The organism is Kribbella sp. NPDC051770, assembly GCF_040681455.1.
In the GTDB taxonomy this organism is placed as follows: domain Bacteria; phylum Actinomycetota; class Actinomycetes; order Propionibacteriales; family Kribbellaceae; genus Kribbella.
Map to the genome: position 1 here is coordinate 110,259 of NZ_JBFAYT010000015.1, position 26,397 is coordinate 136,655.

The 26,397-nt window shown below is 70.2% G+C and carries 26 protein-coding genes; 9 read left to right on the top strand and 17 right to left on the bottom strand.

Annotated features, from left to right (window positions below; all coding sequences use genetic code 11):
* Positions 1 to 48: 48 nt before the first annotated feature.
* Positions 49 to 834, top strand: coding sequence for a class I SAM-dependent methyltransferase (locus AB0M01_RS34900; RefSeq protein ID WP_363676769.1), 786 nt, complete (start codon positions 49 to 51; stop codon positions 832 to 834).
* Positions 835 to 864: 30 nt separating this feature from the next.
* Here AB0M01_RS34900 and AB0M01_RS34905 read toward each other — a convergent pair whose 3' ends face one another.
* Positions 865 to 1,326, bottom strand: coding sequence for a group II truncated hemoglobin (locus tag AB0M01_RS34905; protein ID WP_363676770.1), 462 nt, complete (start codon positions 1,324 to 1,326; stop codon positions 865 to 867).
* Between the two features lie 16 nt (positions 1,327 to 1,342).
* A complete protein-coding gene (locus AB0M01_RS34910) occupies positions 1,343 to 2,239 on the bottom strand; it encodes an aminoglycoside phosphotransferase family protein (RefSeq protein WP_363676771.1) in 897 nt (298 codons plus the stop codon).
* Between the two features lie 47 nt (positions 2,240 to 2,286).
* Here AB0M01_RS34910 and AB0M01_RS34915 point away from each other — a divergent pair, with 47 nt between their 5' ends.
* Positions 2,287 to 3,021 (top strand): hypothetical protein, encoded by a 735-nt coding sequence (locus AB0M01_RS34915; RefSeq protein ID WP_363676772.1) that lies wholly within the window; start codon positions 2,287 to 2,289, stop codon positions 3,019 to 3,021.
* A 3-nt stretch (positions 3,022 to 3,024) separates the two neighbouring features.
* On the opposite strand, the gene AB0M01_RS34920 is transcribed toward AB0M01_RS34915, so the two are convergent.
* From AB0M01_RS34920 to AB0M01_RS34930, 3 genes are all read right to left on the bottom strand, one after another.
* Positions 3,025 to 3,735 (bottom strand): NAD(P)-binding domain-containing protein, encoded by a 711-nt coding sequence (locus tag AB0M01_RS34920; RefSeq protein ID WP_363676773.1) that lies wholly within the window; start codon positions 3,733 to 3,735, stop codon positions 3,025 to 3,027.
* A gap of 14 nt (positions 3,736 to 3,749) precedes the next feature.
* Positions 3,750 to 4,220, bottom strand: coding sequence for a TIGR04222 domain-containing membrane protein (locus AB0M01_RS34925; protein WP_363676774.1), 471 nt, complete (start codon positions 4,218 to 4,220; stop codon positions 3,750 to 3,752).
* An 88-nt stretch (positions 4,221 to 4,308) separates the two neighbouring features.
* Positions 4,309 to 5,139, bottom strand: coding sequence for a siderophore-interacting protein (locus AB0M01_RS34930; RefSeq protein ID WP_363676775.1), 831 nt, complete (start codon positions 5,137 to 5,139; stop codon positions 4,309 to 4,311).
* 132 nt (positions 5,140 to 5,271) lie between these two features.
* Between AB0M01_RS34930 and AB0M01_RS34935 the strand changes: the two genes are divergently transcribed.
* Positions 5,272 to 6,609: an ATP-binding protein gene (locus AB0M01_RS34935; protein ID WP_363676776.1), complete on the top strand. Its 1,338-nt coding sequence runs from the start codon at positions 5,272 to 5,274 to the stop codon at positions 6,607 to 6,609.
* Here AB0M01_RS34935 and AB0M01_RS34940 read toward each other — a convergent pair.
* Both AB0M01_RS34940 and AB0M01_RS34945 read right to left on the bottom strand, forming a co-directional pair.
* A complete protein-coding gene (locus AB0M01_RS34940) occupies positions 6,606 to 7,025 on the bottom strand; it encodes a VOC family protein (RefSeq protein WP_363676777.1) in 420 nt (139 codons plus the stop codon). The genes AB0M01_RS34935 and AB0M01_RS34940 overlap by 4 nt on opposite strands.
* Before the next feature lie 9 nt (positions 7,026 to 7,034).
* Positions 7,035 to 8,180 carry an endonuclease gene (locus AB0M01_RS34945; RefSeq protein ID WP_363676778.1) on the bottom strand — a complete coding sequence of 382 codons (1,146 nt, stop codon included), beginning with the start codon at positions 8,178 to 8,180 and terminating at the stop codon, positions 7,035 to 7,037.
* 199 nt (positions 8,181 to 8,379) lie between these two features.
* On the opposite strand from AB0M01_RS34945, the gene AB0M01_RS34950 reads away from it, so the two are divergent.
* Positions 8,380 to 9,567: a hypothetical protein gene (locus AB0M01_RS34950; RefSeq protein WP_363676779.1), complete on the top strand. Its 1,188-nt coding sequence runs from the start codon at positions 8,380 to 8,382 to the stop codon at positions 9,565 to 9,567.
* On the opposite strand, the gene AB0M01_RS34955 is transcribed toward AB0M01_RS34950, so the two are convergent.
* From AB0M01_RS34955 to AB0M01_RS34965, 3 genes are all read right to left on the bottom strand, one after another.
* On the bottom strand, positions 9,568 to 10,257 hold the full coding sequence (locus tag AB0M01_RS34955) for a hypothetical protein (RefSeq protein WP_363676780.1): 690 nt from the start codon (positions 10,255 to 10,257) through the stop codon (positions 9,568 to 9,570).
* Positions 10,254 to 10,748, bottom strand: coding sequence for a SigE family RNA polymerase sigma factor (locus tag AB0M01_RS34960; RefSeq protein ID WP_363676781.1), 495 nt, complete (start codon positions 10,746 to 10,748; stop codon positions 10,254 to 10,256). Before AB0M01_RS34960 ends, AB0M01_RS34955 begins: the two co-directional genes overlap by 4 nt.
* 357 nt (positions 10,749 to 11,105) lie before the next feature.
* Positions 11,106 to 12,032 carry a glycoside hydrolase family 16 protein gene (locus tag AB0M01_RS34965; RefSeq protein WP_363676782.1) on the bottom strand — a complete coding sequence of 309 codons (927 nt, stop codon included), beginning with the start codon at positions 12,030 to 12,032 and terminating at the stop codon, positions 11,106 to 11,108.
* Between the two features lie 140 nt (positions 12,033 to 12,172).
* Here AB0M01_RS34965 and AB0M01_RS34970 point away from each other — a divergent pair, with 140 nt between their 5' ends.
* Genes AB0M01_RS34970 through AB0M01_RS34980 form a run of 3 tightly spaced genes read left to right on the top strand, consistent with a single transcriptional unit; the run spans position 12,173 to position 14,309 of the window.
* Positions 12,173 to 12,877, top strand: a complete 705-nt coding sequence (locus tag AB0M01_RS34970) for a GntR family transcriptional regulator (RefSeq protein WP_363676783.1) — start codon at positions 12,173 to 12,175, stop codon at positions 12,875 to 12,877.
* A 32-nt stretch (positions 12,878 to 12,909) separates the two neighbouring features.
* On the top strand, positions 12,910 to 13,467 hold the full coding sequence (locus AB0M01_RS34975) for a sigma-70 family RNA polymerase sigma factor (protein ID WP_363676784.1): 558 nt from the start codon (positions 12,910 to 12,912) through the stop codon (positions 13,465 to 13,467).
* Positions 13,464 to 14,309 (top strand): hypothetical protein, encoded by an 846-nt coding sequence (locus tag AB0M01_RS34980; RefSeq protein ID WP_363676785.1) that lies wholly within the window; start codon positions 13,464 to 13,466, stop codon positions 14,307 to 14,309. Before AB0M01_RS34975 ends, AB0M01_RS34980 begins: the two co-directional genes overlap by 4 nt.
* Positions 14,310 to 14,349: 40 nt before the next feature.
* Here AB0M01_RS34980 and AB0M01_RS34985 read toward each other — a convergent pair whose 3' ends face one another.
* The 6 genes from AB0M01_RS34985 to AB0M01_RS35010 form a co-directional block, all read right to left on the bottom strand.
* Positions 14,350 to 15,183, bottom strand: a complete 834-nt coding sequence (locus tag AB0M01_RS34985; protein ID WP_363676786.1) for a carbohydrate ABC transporter permease — start codon at positions 15,181 to 15,183, stop codon at positions 14,350 to 14,352.
* On the bottom strand, positions 15,180 to 16,154 hold the full coding sequence (locus AB0M01_RS34990) for a sugar ABC transporter permease (RefSeq protein ID WP_363676787.1): 975 nt from the start codon (positions 16,152 to 16,154) through the stop codon (positions 15,180 to 15,182). Before AB0M01_RS34990 ends, AB0M01_RS34985 begins: the two co-directional genes overlap by 4 nt.
* Before the next feature lie 2 nt (positions 16,155 to 16,156).
* Positions 16,157 to 17,419 carry an extracellular solute-binding protein gene (locus AB0M01_RS34995; protein ID WP_363676788.1) on the bottom strand — a complete coding sequence of 421 codons (1,263 nt, stop codon included), beginning with the start codon at positions 17,417 to 17,419 and terminating at the stop codon, positions 16,157 to 16,159.
* Between the two features lie 275 nt (positions 17,420 to 17,694).
* Positions 17,695 to 18,597 carry a hypothetical protein gene (locus AB0M01_RS35000; RefSeq protein WP_363676789.1) on the bottom strand — a complete coding sequence of 301 codons (903 nt, stop codon included), beginning with the start codon at positions 18,595 to 18,597 and terminating at the stop codon, positions 17,695 to 17,697.
* Positions 18,594 to 19,715: an aminotransferase class I/II-fold pyridoxal phosphate-dependent enzyme gene (locus tag AB0M01_RS35005; RefSeq protein ID WP_363676790.1), complete on the bottom strand. Its 1,122-nt coding sequence runs from the start codon at positions 19,713 to 19,715 to the stop codon at positions 18,594 to 18,596. The genes AB0M01_RS35000 and AB0M01_RS35005 overlap by 4 nt, the downstream gene beginning before the upstream one ends.
* Positions 19,715 to 20,350, bottom strand: a complete 636-nt coding sequence (locus AB0M01_RS35010; protein WP_363676791.1) for a PAS domain-containing protein — start codon at positions 20,348 to 20,350, stop codon at positions 19,715 to 19,717. Before AB0M01_RS35010 ends, AB0M01_RS35005 begins: the two co-directional genes overlap by 1 nt.
* A gap of 64 nt (positions 20,351 to 20,414) precedes the next feature.
* On the opposite strand from AB0M01_RS35010, the gene AB0M01_RS35015 reads away from it, so the two are divergent.
* Complete coding sequence (locus AB0M01_RS35015; RefSeq protein ID WP_363676792.1) at positions 20,415 to 21,326, top strand: hypothetical protein; 912 nt, start codon at positions 20,415 to 20,417, stop codon at positions 21,324 to 21,326.
* Between the two features lie 388 nt (positions 21,327 to 21,714).
* Here the strand turns inward: AB0M01_RS35015 and AB0M01_RS35020 are convergent, their stop codons facing one another.
* On the bottom strand, positions 21,715 to 22,494 hold the full coding sequence (locus tag AB0M01_RS35020; protein ID WP_363676793.1) for a PrsW family intramembrane metalloprotease: 780 nt from the start codon (positions 22,492 to 22,494) through the stop codon (positions 21,715 to 21,717).
* A gap of 198 nt (positions 22,495 to 22,692) precedes the next feature.
* Between AB0M01_RS35020 and AB0M01_RS35025 the strand changes: the two genes are divergently transcribed.
* Positions 22,693 to 26,385 carry a S8 family serine peptidase gene (locus AB0M01_RS35025; RefSeq protein WP_363676794.1) on the top strand — a complete coding sequence of 1,231 codons (3,693 nt, stop codon included), beginning with the start codon at positions 22,693 to 22,695 and terminating at the stop codon, positions 26,383 to 26,385.
* Positions 26,386 to 26,397: the final 12 nt, after the last annotated feature.

The window sequence follows — 26,397 nt, forward strand, 5'->3', positions numbered from 1 at the left end:
TTGCCGGATACATGACGATTGTGCGGTACGCGCCGGACAATCAAACCTGTGTCCGACAGCAGATACACCTACGACAACGCCCAGGAGCACGCCCGCCGCCAGGTCCGGCTGCTCGGTGAGATCCTCGACGGCCACGCCCGCGACGTGCTGTCCGGCGTCGGTGTCCGGCCCGGCTGGCGGTGCCTGGAGATCGGGCCCGGTGCCGGCACGATCACGCAGCTGCTGAGCGAGCAGGTCGGCCCGGACGGGCACGTGACCTCGGTCGACCTCGACCCCCGGTACGTCGAGCCCGGGCCGAACATCGACGTCCGCACCGACGACATCCGCACGATGGACCTGCCCGAGGGCCGGTACGACCTGATCTACGCGCGGCTGGTGCTGATGCACGTGACCGGCCGCGACGACGTCGTACGCCGGCTGGCCGCCGCGCTGCGGCCGGGCGGCGTACTGGTGCTGTCGGACTGGGACTGCACGTGGCGCGACTGGGTCGCGCACACGGCGACGCCGGAGGCGGCTGAGGCATTCGTCACGCTGCAGGACACGCTGCTCGGGCTGATGGAGTCGAACGGGACCGAGCTGGCCTGGGCCCGCCGCGCGCCGGTGGCGATGCGGGCGGCGGGGCTGGCGGTCGAGACGACGGTGTTCAACAAGCTGTTCGCCGGGGACGAGGCGGGGGCGTTGCTGCAGCACAACAACACGTACCAGCTGCAGGACGCGCTGCTCGGTCGCGGGATGACGATGAAGCAGCTGGATCTGGTCCGGGAGGCGATGGTCGACCCGGAGACGCTGATCTACACGTACTTGATGTTCAGCTCGGTGGGCCGGAAGGCCTGATCCTCGGCAGGCCGGCGGCAGGCCCGCCGGTCAGCTCGGCTGGTACGGCGGGGCCTCGCCCCAGCCCCAGCGCGGCACCGGCGCCTCCGGCGGCGGGGTCGCGCCGGGCTGGGAGTTGGCCAGCGCGATCCGCGTCCCCCACTCGACGTACGCGACGAACGCCGACCGGAACTCCGGATCGTTGGGCAGCCCCGCCGAGTCGGCACTCGCCGCGATCAGCGCCGCCCAGCGAGCGCGCTGCTCCTCGGTGAGCCCGAGATTCAAGTGGTGCGCGAGCATCGACGGGTACCCGCCGAGCTCGTCGGTGTACGTCTTCGGCCCGCCGAACACCTCACCCAGCCAGAGCGCGACGTGCTCGCGATGCTTCGGGCTCATGTGCGCGAACACCGGCGCGAGCAGCTCGTCCTCGAGCACCCGGTCGTAGAACACCTCGGTCAACCGGCGCAGCGCCTTCGCGCCACCGGCCCACTCGTACACCGTCGGGGTCGTCATGCCGGTAATCATGTAATCATCCCCGCCGCTCCGACAAGGCATTAACGATCGCGACCTGCACCGGCTCGATCGCGGTCTCGCCGTCCTCGAGATCCCAGAGGACGTTCTGCAGCACCCGCCCGAGCGTCCAGCCGACGGCACGCTCCCGGTCCGTCGCGAGTACGTCGACCAGCAGGTCGAACCGGTACCGGATGGCCCGCGGCAGGTCGCCGGTCGCGACCAGGGCGTCCCAGCGGTTGTTCAGCGCCGGGAACAGCTCGAAGCCCGGGTCGCCCGCGAGCGGCTTCGGGTCGATCACCAGCCAGGGCGCGCGGTCGGCGGCGAGCACGTTGTCGTAGTGCAGGTCCCAGTGCAGCAAGCGGTCGCCGGGCTCAGCGCGGAGTTCGTCGACCTGCGCCAGGCAGCGACGGGCGAGTTGCTGCTCGACGGGATCGCTGAGCTGTGGGATCAGATCGGGAGCGTCCTCGACCAGCTCGGCCGCCAGGTCCTCAAGCCTCCGGAGGCCCTTCGGCGCCGACGTGCTGCTAAGCCGGGCGAGGATCCTGGTCGCCCCGACGTCGTCCGGGACGCTGCTGAGCGTCGCGGGGCGTAGGCGTTCGAGCAGCAGCGTCGCGGACTTGTCGTCGTGGTCGAGGACGCGGACGACGTCGGCGGCGTCCCAGGTCCGGAGCGCGAGAGCCTCGCCGGCGTTCTCGTCGTTGCGGGGCTGCAGCTTGAGGATCGCGGGCTCACCGTCGGTACGCCGTACCGGCAGGACGAGCGAGGCGGCGCCGTGCATCGGGGCGCCGTCGAGGGTGAGCTGCCAACGGTCGAGGTAGCCGGCGGCGATCGACGGAAGTGCCTGCAGCCAGCGCAGGCCGGGCTCGTCGGTGTGGGCGTCGTGCAGGGTTCGCGGGATCGTGAAGTCGGCCATCGGACAGCACAGTAGGTCGCCGGGGGTTTGTGTGCTTGGGTTTTCCCGTGAACGGCGAACTGGCGCGACGGCATCGCAAGGTCCAACTGGTCGTGGGCGTGATCTACCTCGGCCTCCCGGTGCTGACGCTCGGCGTCAGCCTGGCGACGGCGGGCCTGGCCGGCGCGGTGGTGCCGGCCGTGCTGCTGGTGCTCGGCGGGCTGCTGTTCCCCCGGCAGCGCTTCCGCCCGCAGCGCTGGCGGATGACCGGCGCGTTCTTCGGGGCGATCTCGGCGGTCTACCTGACGCTCGTCCCGGACAACTTCGGGCTGGTGTTCATTCTGCTCGCGGTGCTGGTGATCTGGTGGCTCGGCGCCGGTGTCGGCGTCGCGCTCGCGGCGTACGCCGAACGCACGCTGCTCGTCCCGGTCGACCCGGAGCTCGCCGGTACGCCGTACGAGCTGGCCTTCCGGCTGCGTGGCCTGTGGGGCACGACGCTGGTGCTCGGCACCGACACGGTGTCGATCCACACCGTCCCGCGCAAGCTGCGCGGCGCGAACCCCGAGGACCTGCGCCGCACGTACCCGTTCACGAAGGTGACCGGCGTGCACGAGGTCGACCTCACCGGCTCCGAGCGGCTGCGCTTCCCGATCCCCGTCGCCGTCGTCCGGACGCCGGGCCCGGCCGTCATCCTGCAGGCCGCCGGCGACGACTGGGTGCTCCCGACCAACCTCGCCCCGACCCTCACCCAGCTCCTGAACCACCGCGTCGAGGACGCGAAGCCGGGCGAGGGCCGCGGCTGAGTTTCAGCCCTTGAACTGAGCGGTCCGCTCCGGGGTCGCCTCCGCGAGCGCCGCCCGGACGCCGTCGCTGTCGAAGTCCGTCGTGTACACCGGCGTCGCCGGCTGCTGCCGCCAGCTCTCCGCGATCGACCCGGCGTCGACCGGATCGAACCCGAGCTCGTCCACCAGCGCCAGCACCTTGGCCTTGGCGCCGGCGTCGTCCCCCGCGACCGGGAGCGCGATCCGGCCCGGCGTACCGGCCGGAAGTCCCTTGTTCAGCAGGTGATCGGCGTAGATGTTGTTGAACGCCTTCACCACCGGCTGCCCGAGCTGCCCGGAGACCCAGGCGCTCTCCGTCCTGCCCTCGTCCTCGATCCCGGCGATCCGCCCGTCGCGCTGCGGGTAGTAGTTGCCGGTGTCCACGACCACGAACCCCGGCGCCGCGCCGTCGAACACTCCGGCCGGCAGGTCCGGGACCTTGCCCTGCGGGATGGTGACCACCACGATCTCCGCGTCCTGAGCCGCCTCCGTCGCCTTGACGGCGGTTGCGCCGGTCTCCTTCTCCAGGTCACGCAGGGACTCGGGGCCGCGGGAGTTGGCGACGCGCACCTCGTGACCGAGCGCGGTCAGCCGCCGGGTCAGGGTGCCGCCGATGTTGCCGCTTCCGATGATGCCGATCTTCATGGGTAGTTGCTCCTCTCCTTTCGCCACAACACGGGAGAGGCCGCGGATCATCCGGCGCGTTCGGATCAGACGGGAGCCTCGCGGCGTACGGCGTCCTGGCGGTCGCGGCCTTCGAACAGCCGCCGCAGCTCCGGTACGACGATCGCGCGCGGACCGGCGACCGCGACCCGGTAGGTGCCGATCGCGTGCTCCCGCAGCGACCGCCGGACCTGCCGTCCGAACGCCGTCAGCCGGCCCGGGAACCATCGGCTAAGAAGGCCGCGCTCGACCAGCGACGCCTTCAGCTCGGCCATCGCGGGCAGGCCGGCGACGGTGGTCAGCAGCGTCGAGAGCGGCAGCCCACCGGCGGGCAGTGCGGCGACGACCGCGCGCTCCAGCTGGTTGCTGCCGTCCGGGCCGAGGGCCTGGACCTGGCGGCCGGTGAAGCCGATCACGCGGTCGTCGCGCAGCGCGAGGACCGCGACCAGCGCCGCCCGGCGCCGGCCGCCGCACAGGTAGGCGGCCTGGGTGAGGTCCAGCGGGTTCTCGGTACGCATCGGGCCCTCCCTGATCGTCGGTGTCAACGGCTCAGACGGCGCTCCCGCCGTACTGGTTGCATCGCGTAGCAACCGGTACGGACAGTGATCAGCTGCCTGCGGCTTCGCGCTCCTTGCGCGCGGTCTCGGCCTTCTCGGCCTGCCAGCCGTCCTCGTTCTTGCCGAGCCGCCAGTACCCCGACAGGGACACCCGGTCGCGCGGCAGCCCGCGCTCGGCGAACAGGTTGCGCCGGATCTGGAAGACGAACCCGGCCTCACCGTGCACGAACGCGTGCACGTCGTCGGACGGGAACTCCAGCCCGGCGACCGCCGCGACCAGCCGCTCGCCGCGGCCCTCCACGGCGCCGGCCCGGTGGAACCAGACCACCTCGACGTCACCCGAGCCGCCGAACTTCTGCTCCTCGGTCGCGTCCTCGACCTCGAGGAACACCTTCGCCGTCGCACCGGCCGGCAGCGCCTCGACCGCCGCACCGATCGCCGGCAGCGCGCTCTCGTCACCGACCAGCAGGTGCCACCCGGCCGCCTCGTCCGGCGTGTACGCACCGCCCGGCCCGTTGAACCAGAGCTTGTCGCCCGGCTGGGCGTTCGCCGCCCACGGCCCGGCGATCCCCTCGTCACCGTGGTGCACGAAGTCGATCGTCAACTCCTGCGCGGCCGCGTCCCAGCCGCGGACCGTGTACGTCCGCATCGTCGGCCACTGCTCCGACGGCAGCTGCTCGCGGACCACGCCCATGTCGAGCGGCTCCGGGTACTGCACGCCGTCCTGCAGGAAGAGCAGCTTCACGTACATGTCGGTCATGTCGTTGCCGGTGAACTCGTCACAGCTCAGCACGACCCGGATCATGTGCGGCGTGACCCGCTCGGTCCGGCGGACGACACCGAGCTTGGCACGGCGACTACGGGGTGCGGGGGTGCTCACCAGGGTTCCTCTCGGGCGGACTTAGGTATACCTAACTGACCATAGCGGACCGGCGCAACCCGCCACCGGACCGCGGCCCGCCGTTCACCTGGTGGTTGCCCAGGGCACGCTTGCGGGGACCAGCCTGCGGGGATGGACCCGATCTTCGGTACGCCGCAGCGCCCGGCCGCGCCGGTCACCCGGATCGACGCGAGCGGGCGGCCGCTGTCGCTGGAGCTGCGGGCGCCGGAGCGGAACACGGTGCTGTTCACCGGCGGGCCCGGGATGGGCAAGAGCTTCGAGCTGGACAAGGTGCAGGACTTCGCGCGGGCGAACGGCTGGCCGTGCCTGAAGGTGGAGGCCTCGCCGCGGGAGCCGCTGGAGAGCCGGTTCGTGCGGGCCGCGAACCGGTCGCTCGGCGGACTGCGCAAGCAGTACGGGTTCCTGGCGCTGCGGAAGCTGAAGAAGACGATCAAGAACCTGACCCAGCGCTCCCGCAACCAGCAGAACGGCGCCGAGGTCCGAGTCGGCGTCGCGCCGGTACAGCTGGTCGCGAAGCGGCAGTGGGACGCACCGGGTGGGACCGGGCTCGGCTCGACACTCAACGAGCTCGCGACCGAGCTCGGTGACCTGGCCGCGAAGAAGCGCCGGCCGGTGGTGCTGCTGGTCGACAACCTCGACGTCGCCTCCGACCGCGACCTGGCCGCGCTGACCGAGCTGTCGACGCACCTCGAGCGCGCCGGGCGGCCGGTCTACCTGGTCGGCGCGGGCAGCGAGATGGCGATGACCCGGCTGATGGCGGCGTCTGGCGGGCACTCCGGTGTCGCGACCGCGGCCGCCAGCCGGTACGACGTACGGGTGTGTGGTCCGCTGTCCGGCGATGAGCTGCGGCCGACGCTGACCGAGCCGCTCCGCCAGGCCGGCATCGCGTACGGCGGGGAGGCGATCGACCAACTGCTGCACGCCTCCGGCGGCCACCCCGGTCGGCTGCGCGACCTGTCGGAGAAGGCGGTCGGCCTGATCCGGGACCCGCAGACCGGGCTGACCGCGGACGTCGCGAAGGCGGCGATTACTCAGGTCAACGCGGACTCCCGCGTCGTCTACCAGGCCGAGTGGAACTCGTGCTCGGACGCCGAGAAGGAACTGCTCGCGAAGACGGCCGCCCGCGGCGCGCGCGGCCTGTCGATGCCGGCCGAGACCCAGGCCGCGGGCCCGGGCAACTGGCCGGCCGTCGACACCGCCCGGCAGATGCTGGTCGCCCGTGGCCTGGTCCGCGAGAACTCCACCGGCGACCGGATCACCGTCGCCGACCCCGGGATGCGCGACTGGGTCGAGATGCGCCTCGGCAAGACCGCGGCCACCGCGGGCGTCGCCCTGCCCGGCTCGGCCACGCCGTCGATCGCTCCCGAGCAGCGCGCCGGCCGGCACGCGGAAGGCCCGAACACCCGCAGCCGTCAGGTCGGCGGCACGACCTTCACCGTGAACCGTTAGGTCGCGAAGATCTGCGCCTCGTCGGCGAACGCCTTGAACTCCAGGGCGTTGCCGGCCGGGTCGAGCAGGAACATCGTCCACTGCTCGCCGGGCAGGCCCTCGAAGCGCAGGTAGGGGTCGATCACGAACGTCTTGCCGGCCGCCTTGAACCGCTCGGCCAGCGCGTGGAACTCCGGGATCGGCAGGATCAGCCCGAAATGCGGGACCGGTACGTCGTGGCCGTCGACCGGGTTGTGGATGCCCTGCGAGCGGCCCGGCGCCAGGTGCGTGACGAACTGGTGGCCGTGCAGGTTCCAGTCGATCCAGGTGTCGGACGACCGGCCGCGGTCGCAGCCGATCACCGCTCCGTAGAACTCGGCGGCCGCGGCCAGGTCGTCGACCGGCATGGCCAGGTGGAAGCGCGGAACAGAAGTCATACCGCCAACCTACGGCCAGATCGACGCGACCCACTCCGGGTGGTCGACGAACGGGTTCCGGTTGTGCTGCCAGTTGTCGTAGATGACCTGGTTGCGGCGCTTCTCGAACGCGTCCGGCGGGTCGGCCTGGCTCCACGCCTTCAGCACCGACAGCTTCCCGATGTACGGCGCGGAGCCGTTGTTCACCGAGTTGTTCGGCTCCAGGTTCGGGAAGCCGTCGCCGCCCTCGTAGCGGACCGCCATGTAGAAGATCATCCGCGCGACGTCACCGCGGACCGCCGCCCGCGGCGAGAACGAGTCGCCGTCGACCGCGCAGCCGGAGCACTCCGCGACCGTGCCGCCGCCGTTGTCGAAGTCCAGGTTGCCGCGGACGCCGTTCACCGAGACGTCCTCGGGCCGCAGGTGGTGCACGTCGGTCCCCGGTCCGGTCGCGGTGCCGAAGTCGCCGTGCGACTTGGCCCAGACGTGCTCGCGGTTCCAGTCGTTCGGGTTCCCGCCGTTGGAGCTCTTCGACTGCGAGCGGCCGGAGTACAGCAGGATCACGTTGTTGGCGTTGTTCGGATCCTGGTCGGTGTCCTTGAGCGCGTTCCAGACCTGGTCGTAGCTGAGCTTGGTCTGGTTGCTGATGATCGTGTGCAGCGCCGCCTTCAGCGCCGGCCCGGTCTTGCCCGCGGCCGCGGCGTAGTAGTCGCCCGGGTCCGGCGGATCACCCGGGTCGCCCGGGTCCGAGCCGCCGCCACCGCTGAACGCGGTCGCCCCGGTCAGGCCGGCGTGCGAGAAGTACGCCGCCAGCTTGCCGGTCACGGTGATCTTCTGCCCGACCAGCCCCGGGTTCGTCTTCAGCCCGTACGCCGAACGGAAGCCGCTCGGGATCTGCACGTACAGCATCGACGACGTCGCGGTCTGCCCGGCCGCGTCGGCCAGAGCGAGCGCGTAGTCGTTCGGGAAGTTGCTGCGCACCACCGTGTTCGTGGCGGTCGGCTGACCGGCGACGTACCCGGAGACGGTGCCGGTGGCCCCGTTCTGCTGCTGGATGGCGGCGGCGACGGTCAGCGTGGCACTGGTCGCGGCCGGCGCCGGGCTGATCCCGAAGCCGATCAGGGCGAGCAGTACGCCGATCAGCACGACCGGACGGGCTTTGCGGATCACTGTCACGGCGGGTCTCCCACGGGGCGGTGTGGAACGGCGTCGCAGGTCAGTCTGCCCCGTCACAGCCGCCGCCGAACGTCGCGCCGCGGAAACCTGTGAGGCCGTAGGGTGACCGCGACATTGCAGGATGTTGCCTTCGAGCGGCGAGCGGCCCCGGAGTTCGGCAGACTGCAGGGGTTCAGCACCCGAGTCTGGGGAGTAACGCATGCGCTTGAAGAGGAGATCGCTGTCGATGGCGATCGCCGCGGTGTCGGTCGGTGCCGGTGGGCTCGCGCTCACCGTCCAGCCGTCGGTGGCCCAGCCACTCGACGTCACCGGCGTCGCGGCACCTTCGGCAGAGGGGGCCGCGCTGGCGGCCGCCCGGGCACAGAAGGAGGCAGCAGCCGCCGAGGCACCCGAGGGGCCGCAGACGGCCCAGGAGAAGAAGTTCAGCCAGGTCGACGACTACGCGACGAGGACCGGCGGCCTGGGCGTGTACTACGACCAGGCGACGGGCAAGTACGTCGTCCGGACGCCGCGCACGGCCAAGGCCCAGGCGGCCCGGTCGGTGCGGGTCGCCGGGGCCGACACGACGGTCCAGCCGAGCCGCACCACGAAGGCGGAGCTGACCTCGATCCGGACCGTGCTGGAGAGCCGGCAGTGGAAGGCCGACGCGAAGAAGTACAGCTACGCCTTCCACTACGACGCGCAGCGCGACGCCATGTCGGTGACGACGGACGCGCCGGCCGCGACGATGCAGCCGCTGCTGGCGAAGTACGGGTCGGTGCTGCAGACCAAGCAGGGCGACGTCAGCCGGGACTCCCGGCAGAGCGACCCGGCACCGCACCGCGGTGGCGCGTCGATCACCAACGGCTCGTCGGTCTGCACCAGCGGGTTCACGATCACCTCGACGGCCCGCTACATGGTCACCGCCGGGCACTGCTTCGCACTCGGCCAGCGGGTCTTCTCGACCGGTGGCGAGCAGCTGTGGGGCACCGTCCGGAGCCGGCCGAGCTTCCCGTACTACGACTTCGAAGCGGTCGGCGGCGGGACGTACGGCTCGGTGATCTACCGCGGCGGCGCGGCCGGGACCACGATCCTGGTCAGCGGCGCCTCCGACCCCGCGGTCGGAGCCGCCTACTGCCGCAGCGGGCAGACGACGTACGAGCAGTGCTCGCAGGTCGTCACCAGCCTGCACGGGCAGTTCTGCGACGAGGCCGGCTGCACGGTCGAACTGATCGTCTACCGCGGTCCGGACGGCCAGGGCGGTGACTCCGGCGCACCGCTGTTCCAGTACGTGAACGGCACCGTGCAGATTCGGGGCATGCACATCGCCCACGCGGGCGACGACCAGTACGCCGAGCGGTGGACCACGATCCGGTCCGTCTTCAAGGCGAACATCGCGATCAAGTGATCACTTCAGCTCGACCGTCCAGGGTCCGCCCTGGGCCTCGATCGGCTGGCCGCCGCCGGTCGGGCTGAACAGCTGGGTCGCGTAGAACTGGTAGCTGCCCGGCGCGAGTTTCTCCCCGGCCTGCGTCGTTGCCTCACCGCAACGGCGCAGGCTGATCGTCGAGGTGATGATGTGCCGCTCACCCGGCAGCAGCGTCAGCGGCACCGCGACGTCGCGCACCGGCGCCGGGGTCGCGACCACCGCACCCTGCTGGACCACCGTGAGGGCGGCGCTCCGCCCGGTGGTCAGCTCCAGGATCTTGTCGGTGTGGTTGATCACCACGACGTCGACGGCCGCGAGGTCGGTCGTCCCGCTGATCGGCTTCAGCGTGGTGGCGGCACTGAGCTCCAGCGGTTGGTCCGCCCGCGGCTCACCACCGACAGCACCACCACACGCACCGATCGCCAGGCCGCCGGCCTGCCCCGGTCCCGCGACGGGCGTGTCCGCGGTTCCCCCGAGATTCGGTACGACGGCCACCGCCGCGACCGCGATCACCGCTGCCGTGCCGAGGCTCGCCGCAGCCGCGACCAGCGCGTTGCGCCGGCGCCGGCCCTTGATCCGGCCGGCCACCGCCTGCTCGTCCAGCGTGACGGTCTCCCGGCCCTCGTCCGCCACCGCGCCGAGAAGGTCCTTCAGGTCCTTCGACGTCATTGCACACTCTCCTCTGTCACGCCGAGCTGCGCGGCCAACCTCGATCTCGCATCGGCTAGATGGCGTTTCACCGTGCCCTCGGCGCATCCGAGCTGGTCCGCGATCTCCGGGACCGTGAGGTCCTCGTAGTACCGCAGCACCACACAGGCGCGCTGCTTGGGTGACAGGTCGGACAGTGCGTGCCGGACCGCGTGCGTGGTCGCGTGGTCCTCGGTGCTGGAGTCGGGCTCGACCAGCAGGTGCCTGGTCTCGCGCCACTTCTTCGCCCGCCGCCGGTCGTCGACGTACAGGTTGAGGATCGTGCGGCGCACGTAGGCCTCGAGCTGCTCGACGTCGTGACCGACGCGGAGCCGGCCGAACACCCGCAGCAGCGCCTCCTGGACCAGGTCGGCGGCGGTCGCCGCGTCCCCGGTCAGCAGGTAGGCGTGACCGCGCAGCGCCGGGCCGCGGACCGCGACCAGCTCGTCGAACGTGCTCTTCCAGTCAGCCACCGGCACCGTCCTTCGGTTTCCCTGTCGCCAAGCTAGACGACGGGTGGGTGCGGACCGTTGGGGGTGACTTTTGAGTCGGTGGGGCGGGGAAGCGCGATGGTCGGACGACCGCGCTGCACCCGCCCCACCTAGGTGTCCGGGCCCCCATCAGACCCCGGCTGCTACCGGGGTCTGCTCGCCCAGCCACCAGTGAGGCGCTACTGGCGGGCAGCACCTCACCGACCGGTGGGAGGTCGGGCTCGGAGCCCTCCCTCAGGTGGTGGCGTGGTGCGGACGCCGTAACGGACCGTACTCAGTCGGGGACGGAAAGTCCATGGGTCACCGGGGGCCGTCTCACCGTACTGACCATTAACTGTTTCAGCAGCTGATCGTGTCCGCGTGCGCCGTCCCGGCCGACCGGTACGACGCCACCCGCGCGGCCGCCGCCGACGGCGTCAGGACCTCGTTCTTCGCGTAGTACACCCAGTCCGCCGACTGCGCCCAGACGCTGGTGCCGCCGGAGTGGCCGTTCAGGTCGATGAACCACTGGTTGTAGTTCAGCGTCATCGCCTGCCGCGGGTAGACCGTCCGGCCCGCGTCGTCGGTCGTGTGGTCGGCGACCAGCGCGCCGTCGACGTAGTACTTCACGTGCCCGCCGGAGACGGTCGCGACCAGCGTGTGCCAGCCGGCGTGGCTCTGCCGCCGCGCGGTGGTCGCCCGCCAGCCGTCGAAGGGGTCGGCCTGGTAGGTGTTCCAGCTGGTGAAGAAGTTGGTCGCGCTGGTCTCACCCCAGCCACCGTTCGGCAGGTACTCGGAGATGTCCAGCTCGGAGTAGATCGGGTCCCAGTCGTAGCGCAGCGGCGAGATCGTGTAGAAGGTCTGGTTCACCGTGTCGCCGTCGTTGCCGCTGACCGGGGTGTCGCTGAACTTGAAGCGGGTCGCGTAAGTGCCCTCGAAGAAGCGCTGCCGGTTCTGCTGGACCTGGGCGTGCGTCGTACCGCCCGCGGTGCCGTTCGTGGTCGCTCGGAGCTGCAGGGACTTCTGGCCGTCGACGGTCGGGAAGCTGATGTTGCTCGCCGCCCAGGTCGCGCCGCCGACGCCGGGGCCGCCGGCCGACGTACGGATGCTCCAGTCGTGGGCGGTGAACGCGGGGTCGGTGCGGGAGCTGTAGCTGAAGTCGTCGAAGAAAGCACCGCAGGCGGCGGCCTTCTCGGGCGCGGTCCGGGCTGACGCCGGTACGGCGGCGGTGCCGGCCGCGACGGTCGCCAGGACGGCGACGGCGGCGGTGAGGCGGGATCGAGCCATGGTGAACACCTTTCTCGGGGCGGAGAGGGTGTGACCACTGGGTCACTCCTGGCAATCTGACGGGTTCAACTGGTTAAGTCAAGAGTTTGGATAAACCGTGGTATCGCTCTCACTGGTCGGACCACTGGTAAGGTTTCGAGATGCGACGGACCGAAGCGCGCGACCAGCTGCTGGCCCTGATCGACTCCAGCGGACCGGGTCAGGTGCTGCCGTCGGAGCGCAGCCTGAGCGAGTCGCTCGGCGTCTCCCGGCCGACGCTGCGCGCCGCCCTCGACGACCTCGCCCGCGAGGGACTGGTCGTCCGCGAGCACGGCCGCGGGACGTTCGTCAGCGCCCGCAAGATCCACCAGGAGCTCGAACCGACCGAGACCGGCGACTTCGCGCTCCCGCCCGCCGAAGGCAGCCCGTGGCAGAGCCGGCTGATCAGCTTCGCGGTCGAGCCCGCCGGCGCGCGGATGGGCCGCCGGCTCGAGGTCTCGCCCGGCGCCGAGCTGCTCTCGGTGGTCCGCCTCCGCCTGGTCGACGCGATCCCGATGTGCGTCGAGCGCATCCACCTCCCGGCCGCGCTCGTCCCCGGCATCACCGGCCGCGACTTCGAGACCGGTTCGTTCTACGCCCTGCTCCGCGACCGGTACGGCGTACCGCCGAAGGACGCGGTCCAGGTCACCGAGCCGACCGTCACCGACCACCGGGAGTCGGCCCAGCTCGACGTCCCGCTGCACTCGCCGGCGTTGCTGATCGAACGCACCACGCGGTCGGCCGAGCGGACCGTGATCGAGTACACCCAGGCCGTCTACCGCGGCGATCGGTACCGGATCACCACCAGATTGACCTTCCCGGACTGAAATCCTGGGCCCTCGGCCGACATAAGAGGGTCATGACGCAGAACAGTCCACCGGACGACGACCGGTTGCAGCGGTTCGAGCGCATCTTCTCGGACTGCTACGACCCCCTGGTCGCCTACCACCTCAGAAGAGTCGCCAACCGCGGCGACGTCGACGACCTGGTCGCCGAGACCTTCCTGGTCGCCTGGCGCCGCCTCGACGACGTACCGGCGGGCTCGGAGGCGCTGCCGTGGTTGTACGCGGTGGCCCGCAACACGCTCGCCAACCACCGCCGCCGGGAGGACCGCCGTACGGCGCTGACCGAGCAACTCCGCGCCGTACCGCGCTCCCAGCCCTCGTCCACCTCTCCGGAGGCGACGGCCCTCACCGCGGCGGCCTGGAACGAGCTCCCCGACCGCGACCGCGAAGTCCTGGCACTGATCGCCTGGGAGGGCCTCGACGTCGACCAGGTCGCCGTGGCGCTCAACTGCTCCCGCAACGCCGTCCGCATCCGGCTGCACCGAGCCCGCCGCCGCTTCGAGCGCCTGCTCCGGTCGGAACCAGCCCTCGCCACCCCGCTGGGCGCCGCTCACGAAGGAGGATCGGCATGAACACCATGGACAAGATCCGGGCCCTCGACCCGGTCACCGCCGAAGAGGTTCAGCAGGCCACCCGCAACCGCGAGGGCGCCTGGCAGGGGTTGCTCGCGCGGACAACTCAGGAGGAGGCTGATGCTCCGGTCAAGCTCCGCCCTCGCCGACCCGTCGTCCGCCGCCTGGTCCCCGCGCTCGTCGCCGCGAGCCTGATCGGCGGGATCGCCGTCACGGCGTACGAGCGCTCCGACGACAACCGCACAGAGGCCCTCAGCCCGGCGCTCTCCTTCGCCACCGAGAACGACACCCTGAAGATCACCGTCATCGACCTGTACGCCGACACCGAGCGCTTCAACCGCGAGCTCAAGGACCACGGGATCAACTTCGAGCTGAAGTTGCAGCCCGCGACCCCTTCCGTGGTCGGCAAGGAGGCCGCGGCCGCGTTCAGCGACGGATCGAACGTGCGCCTCGTGACCGTCGGCGAGACTCCGGTGGGCTGCACGATCGGTGGCGCGGCACCGTGCAACATCACCATCTCCGTGAACACGGCGTTCAAGGGTGAGGGAGTGCTCGAGATCGGCCGCCCGCTGCGGCCAGGGGAGGATCCCCTCTACTCCGGTACGCTCACCGACCCCGGCGAACCGCTCGAGGGCGCCAAGTTCGGCGTGCTCCGGGTCGGTGCGGCGAAGGAAATGCTGCGGCAGCGGGGCATGCACGTGAGCGAGTACTCGGCCGAGTTTCCCGACCTCGGCTCCAGCGAGCTTCGCGATGACGTGCCCAACGAGTGGTTCGTCCTGAGCGGCGTCTGGCTCGGCGCCGACAAGGTCCGGTTGGACGTCTCCGAGCGCGCTTACCGATGATGCGACGGCCGGCACGCCAGCAGGCGTACCGGCCGTACGGTCAGCCCTTGACCGCCCCCGCCGCAACCCCCGCGGTGACCCGCCCCTGCAGCACCAGGAAGATCAGCAGCACCGGCAGCATGAACAGCGTCGCCGCCGCCATCGTCGCGCCCCAGTCGGTGCCGAACGTGTTGCTGAACGACGACAGCCACACCGGCAGCGTCCGCTGGTCCTGGTTCTTGATGATCAGCAGGTTCGCGAACGCGAACTCGTTCCACGCGGTGATGAACCCGAACAGCGACGTCGACAGCAACCCGGGCGCGAGCAGCGGGAAGACCACCCGCCGGAACGCCTGGAACTGGTTGCAGCCGTCGACCTGGGCGGCTTCCTCGAGCTCGACCGGGATCGCGTTCAGGAACCCGCGCAGCGTCACGATCGTGAACGGCAGCGTGACCATGAAGTAGATCAGGGTCAGCATGGTCAGCTTGTCGAGCATGTCGGTGTCGCGGGCGATCACGTACATCGGGATCAGCAGCGCTTCCCACGGCGTCATCTGCGCGATGAACACCATCAGGATGAACGCCTGCCGGCCGCGCCACTTCATCCGCGCCACGGCGTACGCCGCCAGGCACGCGACCACCAGCGCCATCAGCACCGCCGACACGGCGACCAGCGCGCTGTTGCGCCAGAACAGCCAGAAGCCGTCGGCGTTCACCGCCGTACTGAAGTGCGTGAAGGTGATGTTGGTCGGGAAGAACGACGGCGTCTCGGCCTGGATGTCCTTGGTCGGCTTGAACGCCGTGAGCACCATCCAGTAGACCGGGAACACCGAGAAGGCGAACACGATCAGCGCCAGCACGTTGAGCGAGATCTTCCGCCCGATCCGCGGCCTCACAGTTGCCCCTCCTCCTTGAACATCTGCCGGAAGTAGGCCAGCAGCGCGACCGCCAGGATCAGCACGGTCACCATCGAGATCGCGGCGCCGAGGTCGTACCGGTTCAGCGACTGGGCGACCTGGAAGGCCCAGACCGGCAGCGTCAGCGTCGCGTTGCCGGGGCCGCCCTGGCTGATCGCCCAGATCTGCACGAAGCACTTGAAGACCCAGATGATCTCCAGGCACAGGATCAGCCCGAACATCGGCCGCAGGATCGGGAAGGTGATCAGCGTGAACGTCTTCACCCCGCCGGCGCCGTCGATCTGGGCCGACTCCGACAGCTCCTTCGGAACCGTCGTCATCGCGGCGTACAGGGTGAGGGCGGCGAACGGTACCGACTGCCAGACGATCAGCACGACGATGATCGCGAACGTCGAGGTGCCGTTCGCGAACCAGGCGTAGCCGTCGAACTGCTCGAAGCCGAGCGCGACCAGAACCCAGTTCACGACGCCGAGCTGGGACTGGAACAGCCACTGGAACACGGTCGTCGCCGCGATCACCGGGATCGCCCAGGCGACCACGAGACCGCCCATCACGGCCAGCCGCATTCGCTTGCCCAACGCACCGATCAGCAGGGCGATCAGCGTCGCCAGCACCATGATCAGCGAGACGTTGATCGCGGTGAAGACGAAGGTGCGCAGGACGACCGACCAGAACATCCCGTCGGACAGGATCTGCTGGTAGTTGTCGAACCCGACGAAGTCGGCCCCGCCGCGGATCAGCTGGGCGATACCGAACTTCTGGAACGAGATGATCAGGTTGCGGATCAGCGGGTAGACCAGCAGGTACGCCGTACCGAGCACGGTCGGCGCGACCAGCAGGTACGGCAGCAGACGCCCCGGCAGGGAACGCCCCCGCCGCCCGGGGGCCGGCGAACCGGTCCGGGCGGCGGGGGCGTCTTCCGCCGTGCGATCGACGTGGGTGACAGCCACGGCTACTTGGTGTTCAGGGCCTGGGTGATGATCTCGTCGGCCGCCTTCGCGGCGGCCGCCGGGTCACCACCGGTCAGCACCTTGGTCTGGTACTCCTTGATCGGGTTCTTGGCCTCGACCGCGGCCCAGTTCGGCGAGTTCGGGGTCGCCTTGCCGTTGGCGGCCCCGGCGGCCATCGCCGCGACGCCCTCGTCGGCCCCGACCGAGCCGGCCAGCCCGGTCCGGTTCGGCACGTACTTCATCGTCTTGGCCAGGTCGGTCTGCCACTGCTCACCGGCGAGTTCCTTGATGAACGTGTACGCCGCGTCCTGCCCGTCGGAGGCCTCCGGGATGATCAGGTCCGAGCCGCCGGTGAAGACCGCGCCCGGCTTGTCGGCGGTCTTGCCCGGGATCGGGAAGAAACCCAGCTTGTCCTTCAGCGCCGGGTTGGCCTGGGCGATCAGCTCGGCCGCGCCCGGGACCGCGATCATCTGCGCGATCTTGCCCTGCGCGAAGACGTCGGTCTGGGTCGGCTTGGCCTCGTCGGAGTCCTTCGGGCCCTTGCCGAGCGCCTGGATCTGCTTGTAGAAGTCCATCCCCTTCAGCGCCTCGGGCGTGGACAGCGCGCCCTTCCACTGGTCGCCGTCCTTGACCGCCAGGTCGCCGCCCTCGTCCCAGATGAAGCCGGACAGCACGTAGAAGTTCTGGCCCGGCAGGTAGATGCCCTGGTTGCCGCCGGTGTTCAGCTTCGCCGTGGTGGTCAGCCACTCCTCGCGGGTCTTCGGCGGGGTGACACCGGCCGCCTGGAACAGGTCCTTGCGGTAGACGACCACGCGGTTGGCGGCGTAGTACGGGATGCCGTACTGCTTGCCCTCGTAGTTGCCCGGCCCGGCCAGGCCCTCGATCCAGTCGTCGCCCTTGAGGTCGGACTTCTTGTCGGACAGGTCCTTGACGCCGCCCGAGGCCGAGTACTGCGCGACCTGGGTGTTGCCGACCTCGATCACGTCCGGCGCGTCCTTGCTGGCCAGCGCGCCGATGATCTTCGGCCCGATCCCGTTCCACTCCTGGATCTGGACGTTCGCCTTGACGTCCGGGTGCTTCGCGGCGAAGTCGTCGGTGAAACGCTTGAGGAAGTCGTCGGAGACGCTGCCCTTCATCAGCCAGACGTCGATCGTGGTCGGGCCGTCGGCGGCGGCGTTGTCACTGTCGGAGCCGCCACCACAGGCGGCCAGCGTGGTCAGTGAGAGCGCCGCGACCGCGGCAACGGCTAGGGAACGGAACTTCATCGGATCACCTCTGGCGGAGTAGCCGGACCGGGCCCGGCTGACTGGTATGAACCTGTCGTTCAGTGGCAGTGAGAATTGCCGACTCGGCCAGGAGCGTCAATAGTTCAGTAGGTTCCGTTACTAAGTCGTGAGAGCGTGTACTACGCTGGTTTTGTGCCGATGTGCGCAATTGACAGCGTTATCTGCAGTCTGCGTTGCGCACTGCGCAACAGACCAGTTCGGCCGCTGGTCAGGGATTTACCGGACCAGTTGAATTTTTCGGCAACCGCTTGCTGTTACCTGCCGAACGCGGTGAGTACGGCGGAGGCCGTCGCGGCGTCCTGGACTCCGAGGCCGGTCAGGTCGGCGATCGACCTGCTGGTCGTGCGGGTGAACCCATCCCGCAGCACTTCGCCGACCGACAGATCGAGGCCGGCGGCGATCACTCCGGCCCGTACGGCGTTGCCGTAGTCGCCGTGGTCGAGACACTGCCCGCGGTGGTCGGTGACGACGGTCGCTCCCGCGAAGAGCTCGACCGGCAGTTCGCCCTTGCCCGGCATGTCGGTGCCGACGCCGGTGAGGTGCTCGGCGTCGAGGAAGAGCTCTCGGGGAAGCGGGGAGGTGGCGGGAGTAGTGCTGATCACGCAGCGAGCCCCGGTGTCGATGTCAGTTGCTGGACGGACTGTGAGTCCCTTCGCACTCAGTTTGGCAACCAACCGGTCGGTTGCTTGCGGGCGCCGACCCCAGATCCGGAAGGTCACCTGCGGCCGGAGCTGACTGAGCCAGATCGCCTGCAGCCGTGCCTGATCCCCGGTGCCGAGGATCAGCACCTCGTCGACATCCGCCGGCGCCATCGCGTCCGTGATCAGCGCACCCGCCGCGGCCGTCCGCCACGCCGTCAGCCGCCCTTCGTCCGCGAGTACGGCGGCCGGCTCGCCCGTGGTCGCGTCGACCACCAGCATCAGCCCGTTGTTCACCGACGCGAACGTGCTCGCGATCTTCACCGTGAAGTGCGCCGACCCGTCGACGTACCCGGCCTTCACGTGACAGTCACCCGACGCGCCCGGGAAGTCGAGCACCATCGGGTTCGGCACCTGCGTCCGCCCCTCGGCGTGCGCGATCAGCGCCTCCCGGACCGCACCGAACACCAGCTCCGGCGTCACCACCGACCGGATCTCGCCGATTCCGACCAGCCTCATCGCTTCTCCAACCAGTTGCTCCAGGCATCGATCGCCGGTTCGGGGTCGAGCCGCCCGAGCCCGACCCGGAACCGGTCGGTGGGCGTCTCGGTCAGCTCCGACGCGTAGATGCTCGCCGGGAGCAACAGCACTCCCGCCTGCTCGACCAGGTCGGCGCACATCGCTTCGACGCCATCCGGACCGGCGTACCTCGGGAAGCAGACGCAGCCACCCTGCGGCGCCTCGAACTCGAAGAGCTCCGGGTGCCGGCCGAAGAACTCCGCGAAGACCGGGAGGTTGCGCGCGACGATGCCGCGGTTGCGCTCCAGCAGCCGATCGCGAGCGCGCAGGCCGATCAGCGCGAGGACCTCGCTCGGCGCGGAGTTGCAGATCGAGGTGTAGTGCTTCGCGCGCTCCAGCTTGTCGAGAACGCTGCGGTCGCGGCAGGCGATCCACCCGATCCGCAGCCCCGGCAGACCGTACGCCTTCGACATCACGTTCAGCGACAGCGCTTTGGGCGACAAATCAGTTGCCTGAGACAACGATTCGCGACCGAGCTCCAGCCCGCGATAGACCTCGTCGCTGAACAGCCGAATCCCACGCTCGTCACACAGCTCGACCAGCCTTCTCCAGCTCTCCGGATCCGGTACGGCGCCCGTCGGGTTGTTCGGAAAGTTGACCGACACCATCCGCGTGTTCGGCTTCAGGGCTTTCTCGATCGCATCGACGTCCAGCGCCCACCCGTCCTCGGCCCGCAGCGCGACGCCCGAAACCTCACAGATATCAAGGGGAATCGTCTCCGCGGCCTGGTAGTTCGGCGTCAGCACCACCACGTGATCCCCGGGCTCGAGCAGCACCCGCATCGCGAGGTAGATCCCCTCCTCCGCGCCCGCGAAGGACATCACGTCATCCGCCGACACCCCGTCGTACGTGCTGGCGATCTCTTCCCGCAACGCCGGCAGGCCCCGCGTCTCGGTGTACCCGAGCTGCAATTCCTCCCAGCGCCTCCGCCCGTCGTCATCAGCCATCGCCAGCAACTCATCCATCGGCAACGACTGCGCGTCGGACGCGGTCAGATGAAACCGGGCGCTGAACTCCCACCTCGAGAAGTACGTCTCCAACCGAAAGTCCGGAAGCATCACTCGCCCGCTTCCTTCCGGGCCTCACCCAGCAGCTGGTACAGCGCCGACCGACTCACCTTCAACGCCCGAGCCACCGCCGGCACCGACCGCCGCTGACTCAAAACCCCCGCCACCTCCAGCCGCCCAAGCACCTCGACCCGCTCGTCCCGCCCCCACCGCTCGACGGTCACCCCACGCTCCCGAACGAACTCCCCGACGACGTCGTTCAACGTCTCCATCCAGTCCCGCTCGAACAACACCCGAGGCTGCCCACTCACCGGCGCCGCGAACGCCGCCAAGATCCGCCCGGCCTCCTCGAACGCCGTCCGATCCACGTTGATGCAGAGCACCAACCCAGCCTTCCCGTCGGCGCCGCGCAAGACGGCACTCACACTCGACAGCCGCCGCCCGTCGGCGAGCGACTTCGGATAGGGCCCGTAGACGTCCCGCCCGCTCTCGACGATCTCGTCCAGCTCCCCGAGCAACGAGGGAGCCCCGACCTGGCGCTCGGACAACGGGTTCCAGATCGCCACGACGCGGTCGGTCGCGGGGTCATGCAGGACTACTTCGGCATGCGGCGACAACAGCCGAGCGATGGCTTCGCCGATGGGCGCGAGGCGATCTACCTCGGCTTTAATCTCGGGAGTGGACATGCTTGGACAATACGTCCACATCAAACGAGATGTCCAGATTCTCCAAGTCTGAGACCATCGCCGCGTGCCGCTGCCGTACGTCCACAAGGTGACGAAGTACGACCCGAGCGACTGGAAGTCCGACGGTCGGTACGTCGGGCCGGAGAACGAATCCAGCGACCACGGGCCGCGCGAGGCGGCGTACCTCGTGGCAGTCGAGGCCTTCGCCCAGGAGAGCGGAGTCACCGAACTCAGCATCCGGGAGCCGGCCGCCTTCGGCCCGGTGAAGCTCGGGTTGATCGCCGGGGAAAAGCTGGCCGGTCTGTCTCTCAGCGAGTACCACGACGGCGTCGTCGTACCGCTCGCGGTCGCCGTCGAGCTGGTCCGGGACATGCTGCGAGACAGCGGCGCCTGGTGCCGCCTCGAGGCCGACGGCCGGTTCGCGGTCCACATCGGCTGGGACCAGTACATGTACATCGGCAGCCACCTCCCGTGCGACGCGGCCGTCGCGAGCGCCGTACAGCTCGGCCTGTTCCCGGTTCGCCTCGACAGTTCCCCCTGGGACGTCGACGACGAACCAGGTCCGCCCGCCGACGCCGCGTTCTGGACCCAGGTCGCCGAGCTCATCGCGGTGCACGGAACAGCCCTGCTCTGCGAGTCCCCGTTCACGAACCACTCCCGCTGGCACCGGCTGACCGCAGACTTTTCGGTCACCGACCTCCACCTCGCACCCCGCGCCCGGCTGACCGTCTGGCCCGACCTCTCCACCGACCTCGAAGCCGTCCGCGCGAGCGTCGACGACTCGGTCGAGTACGTGTGGGAGAACCCGGCGGGCGTCATCCAGAGCGTCCTGATGCACGACCCGTCCCTGAAGCACTACCCGCCCGAAGCTGTCGCGGCCGCCGCGATTCCCCTCACCGAACCCGAGTACAACCCGCTGTTGAAGGGCGTCCTGATCGACCCTGACGGGGTACTACGGGCCCGCTGGTCGGCCTGATCGCACGCCCTGGCACGGCACGCGGCTAGAGCGCGGCACCACCCCAACACCTGATGCCCTGCGCGGAACGGGCCAGAAGCCCGCCAGTAGTTGCTGGCGCAGCAGCGCGCACGCACGGGCTGGCCCGCCACACGAAGCGGACACAGCACGTGCCGCTCGTCCGGCGGCACCCACGCGGACGCGGGCTCGGGGCGACACCGCCCAGCCACTCGATGCCCGCGCGGCACGCGACGCGGGGTGTTGGCCAGTGGTCGCTCGCGCGGTAGCGCGCACGCGGGCGTCAGCCCGCCAAAGGAAGCGGGCGAAGCACGCGCACCGAACCCAGGGCGGGTGGGAGCAGGCACCGTAGTGAGCGCTAGCGAACGGAGGAGCCCGCGTGGGGGAAAACCTAAGCCGGCGCGTCTTGTTTGCGGGCGTGGCGGAGGCCCAGGAGGAGTAGGCCGATGGAGATTGCGCCGACGACGGCGTACGTGATGCGGCCGCCGAGGCCGTCCCAGGTGGAGTGGAGGGCTACGGCTAGGGCGTACATGCCGAGGAAGCCGAGCAGATGCTTGCCGGTGGGGGTGACGACGAAGCGCCACAGGCCCCAGCAGGTCAGCCCGGTCCAGGCGGCGTGGCCGGCGGGGGAGAGGAGGCCTCGGATGAAGAGGGTTTGTTCGGCGGCGCCGACGTTGCCGCCGGACTGGAGGAGGGCGACGAAGGCGTAGCCCATGGTTTCGAGGACGGCGAAGCCGGTGCCGACGGCGACGCCGATGATGATGCCGCTGCCGATGGAGTGCCGGTAGCGGGTGCCGAAGAAGATCACCAGGATCACCGGGACGACGAGTTTGGCGGCTTCCTCGATCAGGCCGACGCCGACCATCGGGAGGGTGCCGAGGCGCCGCATCGCGTCGTACTCGAGCAGTCCGGCGACGGCGACGCCGACGACGCCGCCGAAGAGCAGGCAGCCGCCGAGGGTGGGGCCGTCGATCAGCCAGCGTCCGGAGCGGCCGGCGGCGAAGGTGACGAAGGTGAGCGGGACCACGAGCGCGCCGAGCAGGATCAGCGTCGGGAAGAGGTTCGGGTTGTTGGTGTCGGTGAGCACCGCCAGCACGGCCAGGTAGAGCGCCGCTCCGATCACGAACGTCCCGACCCACGCCCACCGCCGCGCGACCATCTGTGCCGTCATGCGCTGATCCTGCACCTCACCCGGCGTCGCGCACAGCACATGCGCCGGACAGGTCTTGTGAACGCTGCGTTACAACGTTGGTGGCGTCCATGCGCCATGTCACACGGAGGGCAGGGATGGACAGGGCACAAAGGCGGCGCGGGACCGCAGACTCCTCAGCACGAGGTGCCTGCCCCTAGCCTCCGAAGGAGTCCGCTCATGTCCTCAAGCAAGCGTCGTGCCGCCATCCTCGCGGCCGCACTCGCCCTGGCCGCCACGTCGAGCCTGACCGCTACCGCGGCACCACCAGGCCCGCCCGGCGCTCAACCGGCCGCCACACCCCAGGCCGGGAAGTCGCAGAAGGTCACGCTGATCACCGGTGACGTCGTCGAGGTGACCGACGCCGGTGCCGGGAAGAAGGCGGCGACGGTGCAGCCGGCAGCGGGCCGCGAGCAGGTCGCGTTCCACACCGTCGAGGTCGACGGCGGGCTGCGGGTGCTGCCGAGCGACGTCGTCCCGTACGTGTCGACCGGCATGGTCGACGCCGACCTGTTCGACGTCGACGAGCTGATCGCCGACGGGTTCGGCGACGCGTCCACGCAGTCCCTCCCCCTGATCGTCCGGTACGACGGCGCAACCGCGCGCGTCCAGTCCCTCCCCGGTACGTCGAACGCCCGCGCCCTCCCGTCGATCGGCGGCGCGGCCGTCACCGCGAGCAAGGCCGAGCTCCCCGCCTTCTGGAACTCCCTGAAGCCCGCGACGAAGACCGCGCGCACCCTCGACGAGGGCGTCGCCAAGATCTGGCTCGACGGCAAGGTGAAGCCGGTCCTCGACAAGAGCGTTCCCCAGATCGGCGCCCCCGCCGCCTGGCAGGCCGGGTTCGAGGGCAGCGGCGTCGAGGTCGCCGTGCTCGACACCGGCGTCGACGCGAACCACCCGGACCTGTCCGGCAAGGTGCAGAAGGCGGAGGACTTCTCCGGCAGCCCGACCGGCACCGAGGACCACTTCGGCCACGGGACGCACGTCGCGGCGACGATCGCCGGGACCGGCGCGGGTGCGGGCGGGACCCGGAAGGGTGTCGCGCCGAAGGCCGACCTGCTGGTCGGCAAGGTGCTCGGCGACGACGGTTCGGGGTACGAGTCCTGGATCATCGCCGGGATGGAGTGGGCGGCCGCCGAGGGCGCCAAGGTGGTCAACATGAGCCTGGGAGGTGGCCCGACCGACGGCACCGACCCGCTCAGCCAGGCGGTCAACGACATCACCGCGGCCTCCGGCACCCTGTTCGTCGTCGCTGCGGGCAACGACGGCGCGGACGAGTCGGTCGGCTCGCCGGGTGCGGCCGCGGCCGCGCTGACGGTCGGCGCGGTGGACCGCAACGACGCGCTCGCGGACTTCTCCAGTCGCGGCCCCCGCGTCGGCGACTCCGGCCTGAAGCCCGAGATCACCGCGCCGGGTGTCGACATCGTCGCGGCCCGCGCGGCCGGTACGGCGATGGGCCAGCCGCTCGACGACCTGTACACCGCAGCCTCCGGTACGTCGATGGCCACGCCGCACGTCGCCGGTGCCGCGGCGCTGCTCGCGCAGCAGCACCCGGACTGGAAGGCCGGGCGCCTCAAGGACGCGCTGACCAGTACGGCGAAGACGACGCCCGACCTGAGCGTCTACGCCCAGGGCACCGGCCGGGTCGACGTCGCCCGCGCGGTCACCCAGAAGGTCGACGCGACCGGTATCGCCGACTTCGGGCTGACCCTGGTCGGCGGCAGCGCCGCCACGCGGACCATCACCTACCGCAACGACACCGCCGCGGCGATCACGCTGAACCTCGCCACGGACATCGACAACCTGGACAGCCACCAGCCGGAGACCGACGCATTCGGCGTACCGGCGACGGTGACCGTCCCGGCCGGCGGCAGCGCCGACATACAGCTGGCGCTCGACCCGGCGAAGCTGGACCGCGGCCTGTTCAGCGGCTGGATCGTCGCCACCGGCGCGAACGGCGTCAGCGTCCGGACCGCGGTCGGCGCGCTCAAGTCGGGCCCGAAGCACAAGGTCACCTTCCGCGGGATCGGTCTCGACGGTCAGCCGACCGCGGTCCCGGTGGTCGCCCTGTACGGCGACAACGCCCGCTCCGACGTGCTCGGCTGGCTCGACAACGGAGAGGTCGCCACCGCCGAGGTCGAGGAGGGCACCTACCTGGTGCACGGCCTGGTCGAGTCCCGGGACGCGCAGGTCGAGAAGGCCACGCTGATCACCGACCCGAACGTGGTGGTCACCGGCGACCGCGAGCTCGTCATCGACGCCCGCAAGGCCGCGCCGATCACCATCCACACCCCGAAGCCGTCCGAGCAGCAGGCGGTGCTCAGCTACTACGTCCACCGCGAGTACCCGAACGGCCGCAAGATCACCCACGGCGTGATGCACTTCAGCACGGTCAGCCAGGTGCTGGTGACGCCGACCAAGCCGGTCCAGGGCGGCAGCTACGAGTTCGCCTCGCGCTGGCAGCTGGTCGCGCCGCTGGTGCAGGCGTCGGTGCCGGGGATCTCCGGGCCGATGGACATCAACCTGCTGCACCAGTCGCCGTCGTACGAGGGCAGGAAGCGGTTCAGCCTCGTTGCCCCCGGCCCCGATCTGAAGGGCGTCAAGGGCGCGGTCGCCGTCATCCCGTCGAGCGAGGACGGCTGGGGCAACGGCAGTGAGCAGGACCAGATCGCGGCGGCGGCGAAGGCCGGTGCGGCCGGCGTCATCCTGTACCGCCCGGCGGACTGGTCGGCGTGGACGGTCTGGCGCCCGGTCGGCGACCGCGAGCCGATCCCGGCGATGGTCACCACCGCCGCCGACGGCGCGAAGCTGGTCCAGCGGGCCAAGGCCGGTCGCGCGACGATCGACCTGACCCTGACCACCTCCAGCCCGTACCTGTACGACGTGTTCCAGGTGTCGAAGGGCAGCATCCCGGCCAAGATCGACTACCACGTGACCGCGGCGAACAGCGCCCGCGTCAACACGTCGTACGCCGACAACGGCGGCTTCGGCTGGGCCAAGGAGCAGCGGTTCGGCTGGCGCCCGTGGCAGGACTACTCGTGGAACGACTCGCAGCGCTTCGTCGAGACGCCGAAGGTCCGCGAGGAGTGGGTGAGCTCCGGGGACACGCTCTGGCAGCACCGGGTGCACCACCTCTACACGTGGGACACGATGAACCCGCTGCAGGGCGGTATGACCTCGGTGCCGCGCTCGTACAAGACCGGTACGTCGAGCGAGAGCTGGTTCAAGCCGGTGGTCCGTCCGGCCGCCGCACCGGGCCTGGTGTCGACCCGGACCGCTGACCGGTTCTCGCTGCGGGTGCCGTCGTTCGTGGACGCGGCCGGGCACTACACGCTCGGCGAGACGACCTCCTCCTCCGCAGTGCTGAAGCGGAACGGTGCTGTCGTGGCCGAGCTGCCGGACGCGTGGCAGGACGTCACCACGACCAGCGGCGACGCGGCGTACCGGCTGGAGCTCAGCACCGAGCGGCAGGACCCGGAGGGCGAGTGGAACTGGGCGACGAAGACCCAGACCGCGTGGGACTTCCGGTCGAAGAAGGCCGGTGAAGACAAGGCGTCGGCGCTGCCGCTGCTGCAGGTCGGGTACGACGTACCGGCTGACCTCACCGGGCGGGTGCCGGGCCGGACGCACGTCGTCGGCTTCACCGTGCAGCAGCAGGCCGGGGCTCCGGCAGCGCGGTCGACGTCGCTGCAGGCGGAGGTGTCGTTCGACGAGGGCAAGAGCTGGCGGCGGATCATCGCCGTCGGTGCCTTCGGCCACTACGTCGCCGTCGTCCCGGCGGGCAAGGGCACCGTCTCGCTGCGGGTCTCCGCGGCGGACAACGCCGGCAACAAGGTCACCCAGACGGTGATCCGGGCCTACGGGCTCAAGTAGGACACGGTGCGG

Excerpts from the sequence above, each read along its gene's own strand:
- AB0M01_RS34905 (WP_363676770.1), bottom strand. The coding sequence starts at position 1,326 with ATGACGACCCCGACGGTGTACGAGTGGGCCGGTGGCGCGAAGGCGCTG.
- AB0M01_RS34910 (WP_363676771.1), bottom strand. The coding sequence starts at position 2,239 with ATGGCCGACTTCACGATCCCGCGAACCCTGCACGACGCCCACACCGAC.
- AB0M01_RS34920 (WP_363676773.1), bottom strand. The coding sequence starts at position 3,735 with ATGATCCGCGGCCTCTCCCGTGTTGTGGCGAAAGGAGAGGAGCAACTA.
- AB0M01_RS34925 (WP_363676774.1), bottom strand. The coding sequence starts at position 4,220 with ATGCGTACCGAGAACCCGCTGGACCTCACCCAGGCCGCCTACCTGTGC.
- AB0M01_RS34935 (WP_363676776.1), top strand. The coding sequence starts at position 5,272 with ATGGACCCGATCTTCGGTACGCCGCAGCGCCCGGCCGCGCCGGTCACC.
- AB0M01_RS34940 (WP_363676777.1), bottom strand. The coding sequence starts at position 7,025 with ATGACTTCTGTTCCGCGCTTCCACCTGGCCATGCCGGTCGACGACCTG.
- AB0M01_RS34950 (WP_363676779.1), top strand. The coding sequence starts at position 8,380 with ATGCGCTTGAAGAGGAGATCGCTGTCGATGGCGATCGCCGCGGTGTCG.
- AB0M01_RS34955 (WP_363676780.1), bottom strand. The coding sequence starts at position 10,257 with ATGACGTCGAAGGACCTGAAGGACCTTCTCGGCGCGGTGGCGGACGAG.
- AB0M01_RS34965 (WP_363676782.1), bottom strand. The coding sequence starts at position 12,032 with ATGGCTCGATCCCGCCTCACCGCCGCCGTCGCCGTCCTGGCGACCGTC.
- AB0M01_RS34970 (WP_363676783.1), top strand. The coding sequence starts at position 12,173 with ATGCGACGGACCGAAGCGCGCGACCAGCTGCTGGCCCTGATCGACTCC.
- AB0M01_RS34975 (WP_363676784.1), top strand. The coding sequence starts at position 12,910 with ATGACGCAGAACAGTCCACCGGACGACGACCGGTTGCAGCGGTTCGAG.
- AB0M01_RS34980 (WP_363676785.1), top strand. The coding sequence starts at position 13,464 with ATGAACACCATGGACAAGATCCGGGCCCTCGACCCGGTCACCGCCGAA.
- AB0M01_RS34995 (WP_363676788.1), bottom strand. The coding sequence starts at position 17,419 with ATGAAGTTCCGTTCCCTAGCCGTTGCCGCGGTCGCGGCGCTCTCACTG.
- AB0M01_RS35000 (WP_363676789.1), bottom strand. The coding sequence starts at position 18,597 with ATGAGGCTGGTCGGAATCGGCGAGATCCGGTCGGTGGTGACGCCGGAG.
- AB0M01_RS35005 (WP_363676790.1), bottom strand. The coding sequence starts at position 19,715 with ATGCTTCCGGACTTTCGGTTGGAGACGTACTTCTCGAGGTGGGAGTTC.
- AB0M01_RS35010 (WP_363676791.1), bottom strand. The coding sequence starts at position 20,350 with ATGTCCACTCCCGAGATTAAAGCCGAGGTAGATCGCCTCGCGCCCATC.
- AB0M01_RS35020 (WP_363676793.1), bottom strand. The coding sequence starts at position 22,494 with ATGACGGCACAGATGGTCGCGCGGCGGTGGGCGTGGGTCGGGACGTTC.
- AB0M01_RS35025 (WP_363676794.1), top strand. The coding sequence starts at position 22,693 with ATGTCCTCAAGCAAGCGTCGTGCCGCCATCCTCGCGGCCGCACTCGCC.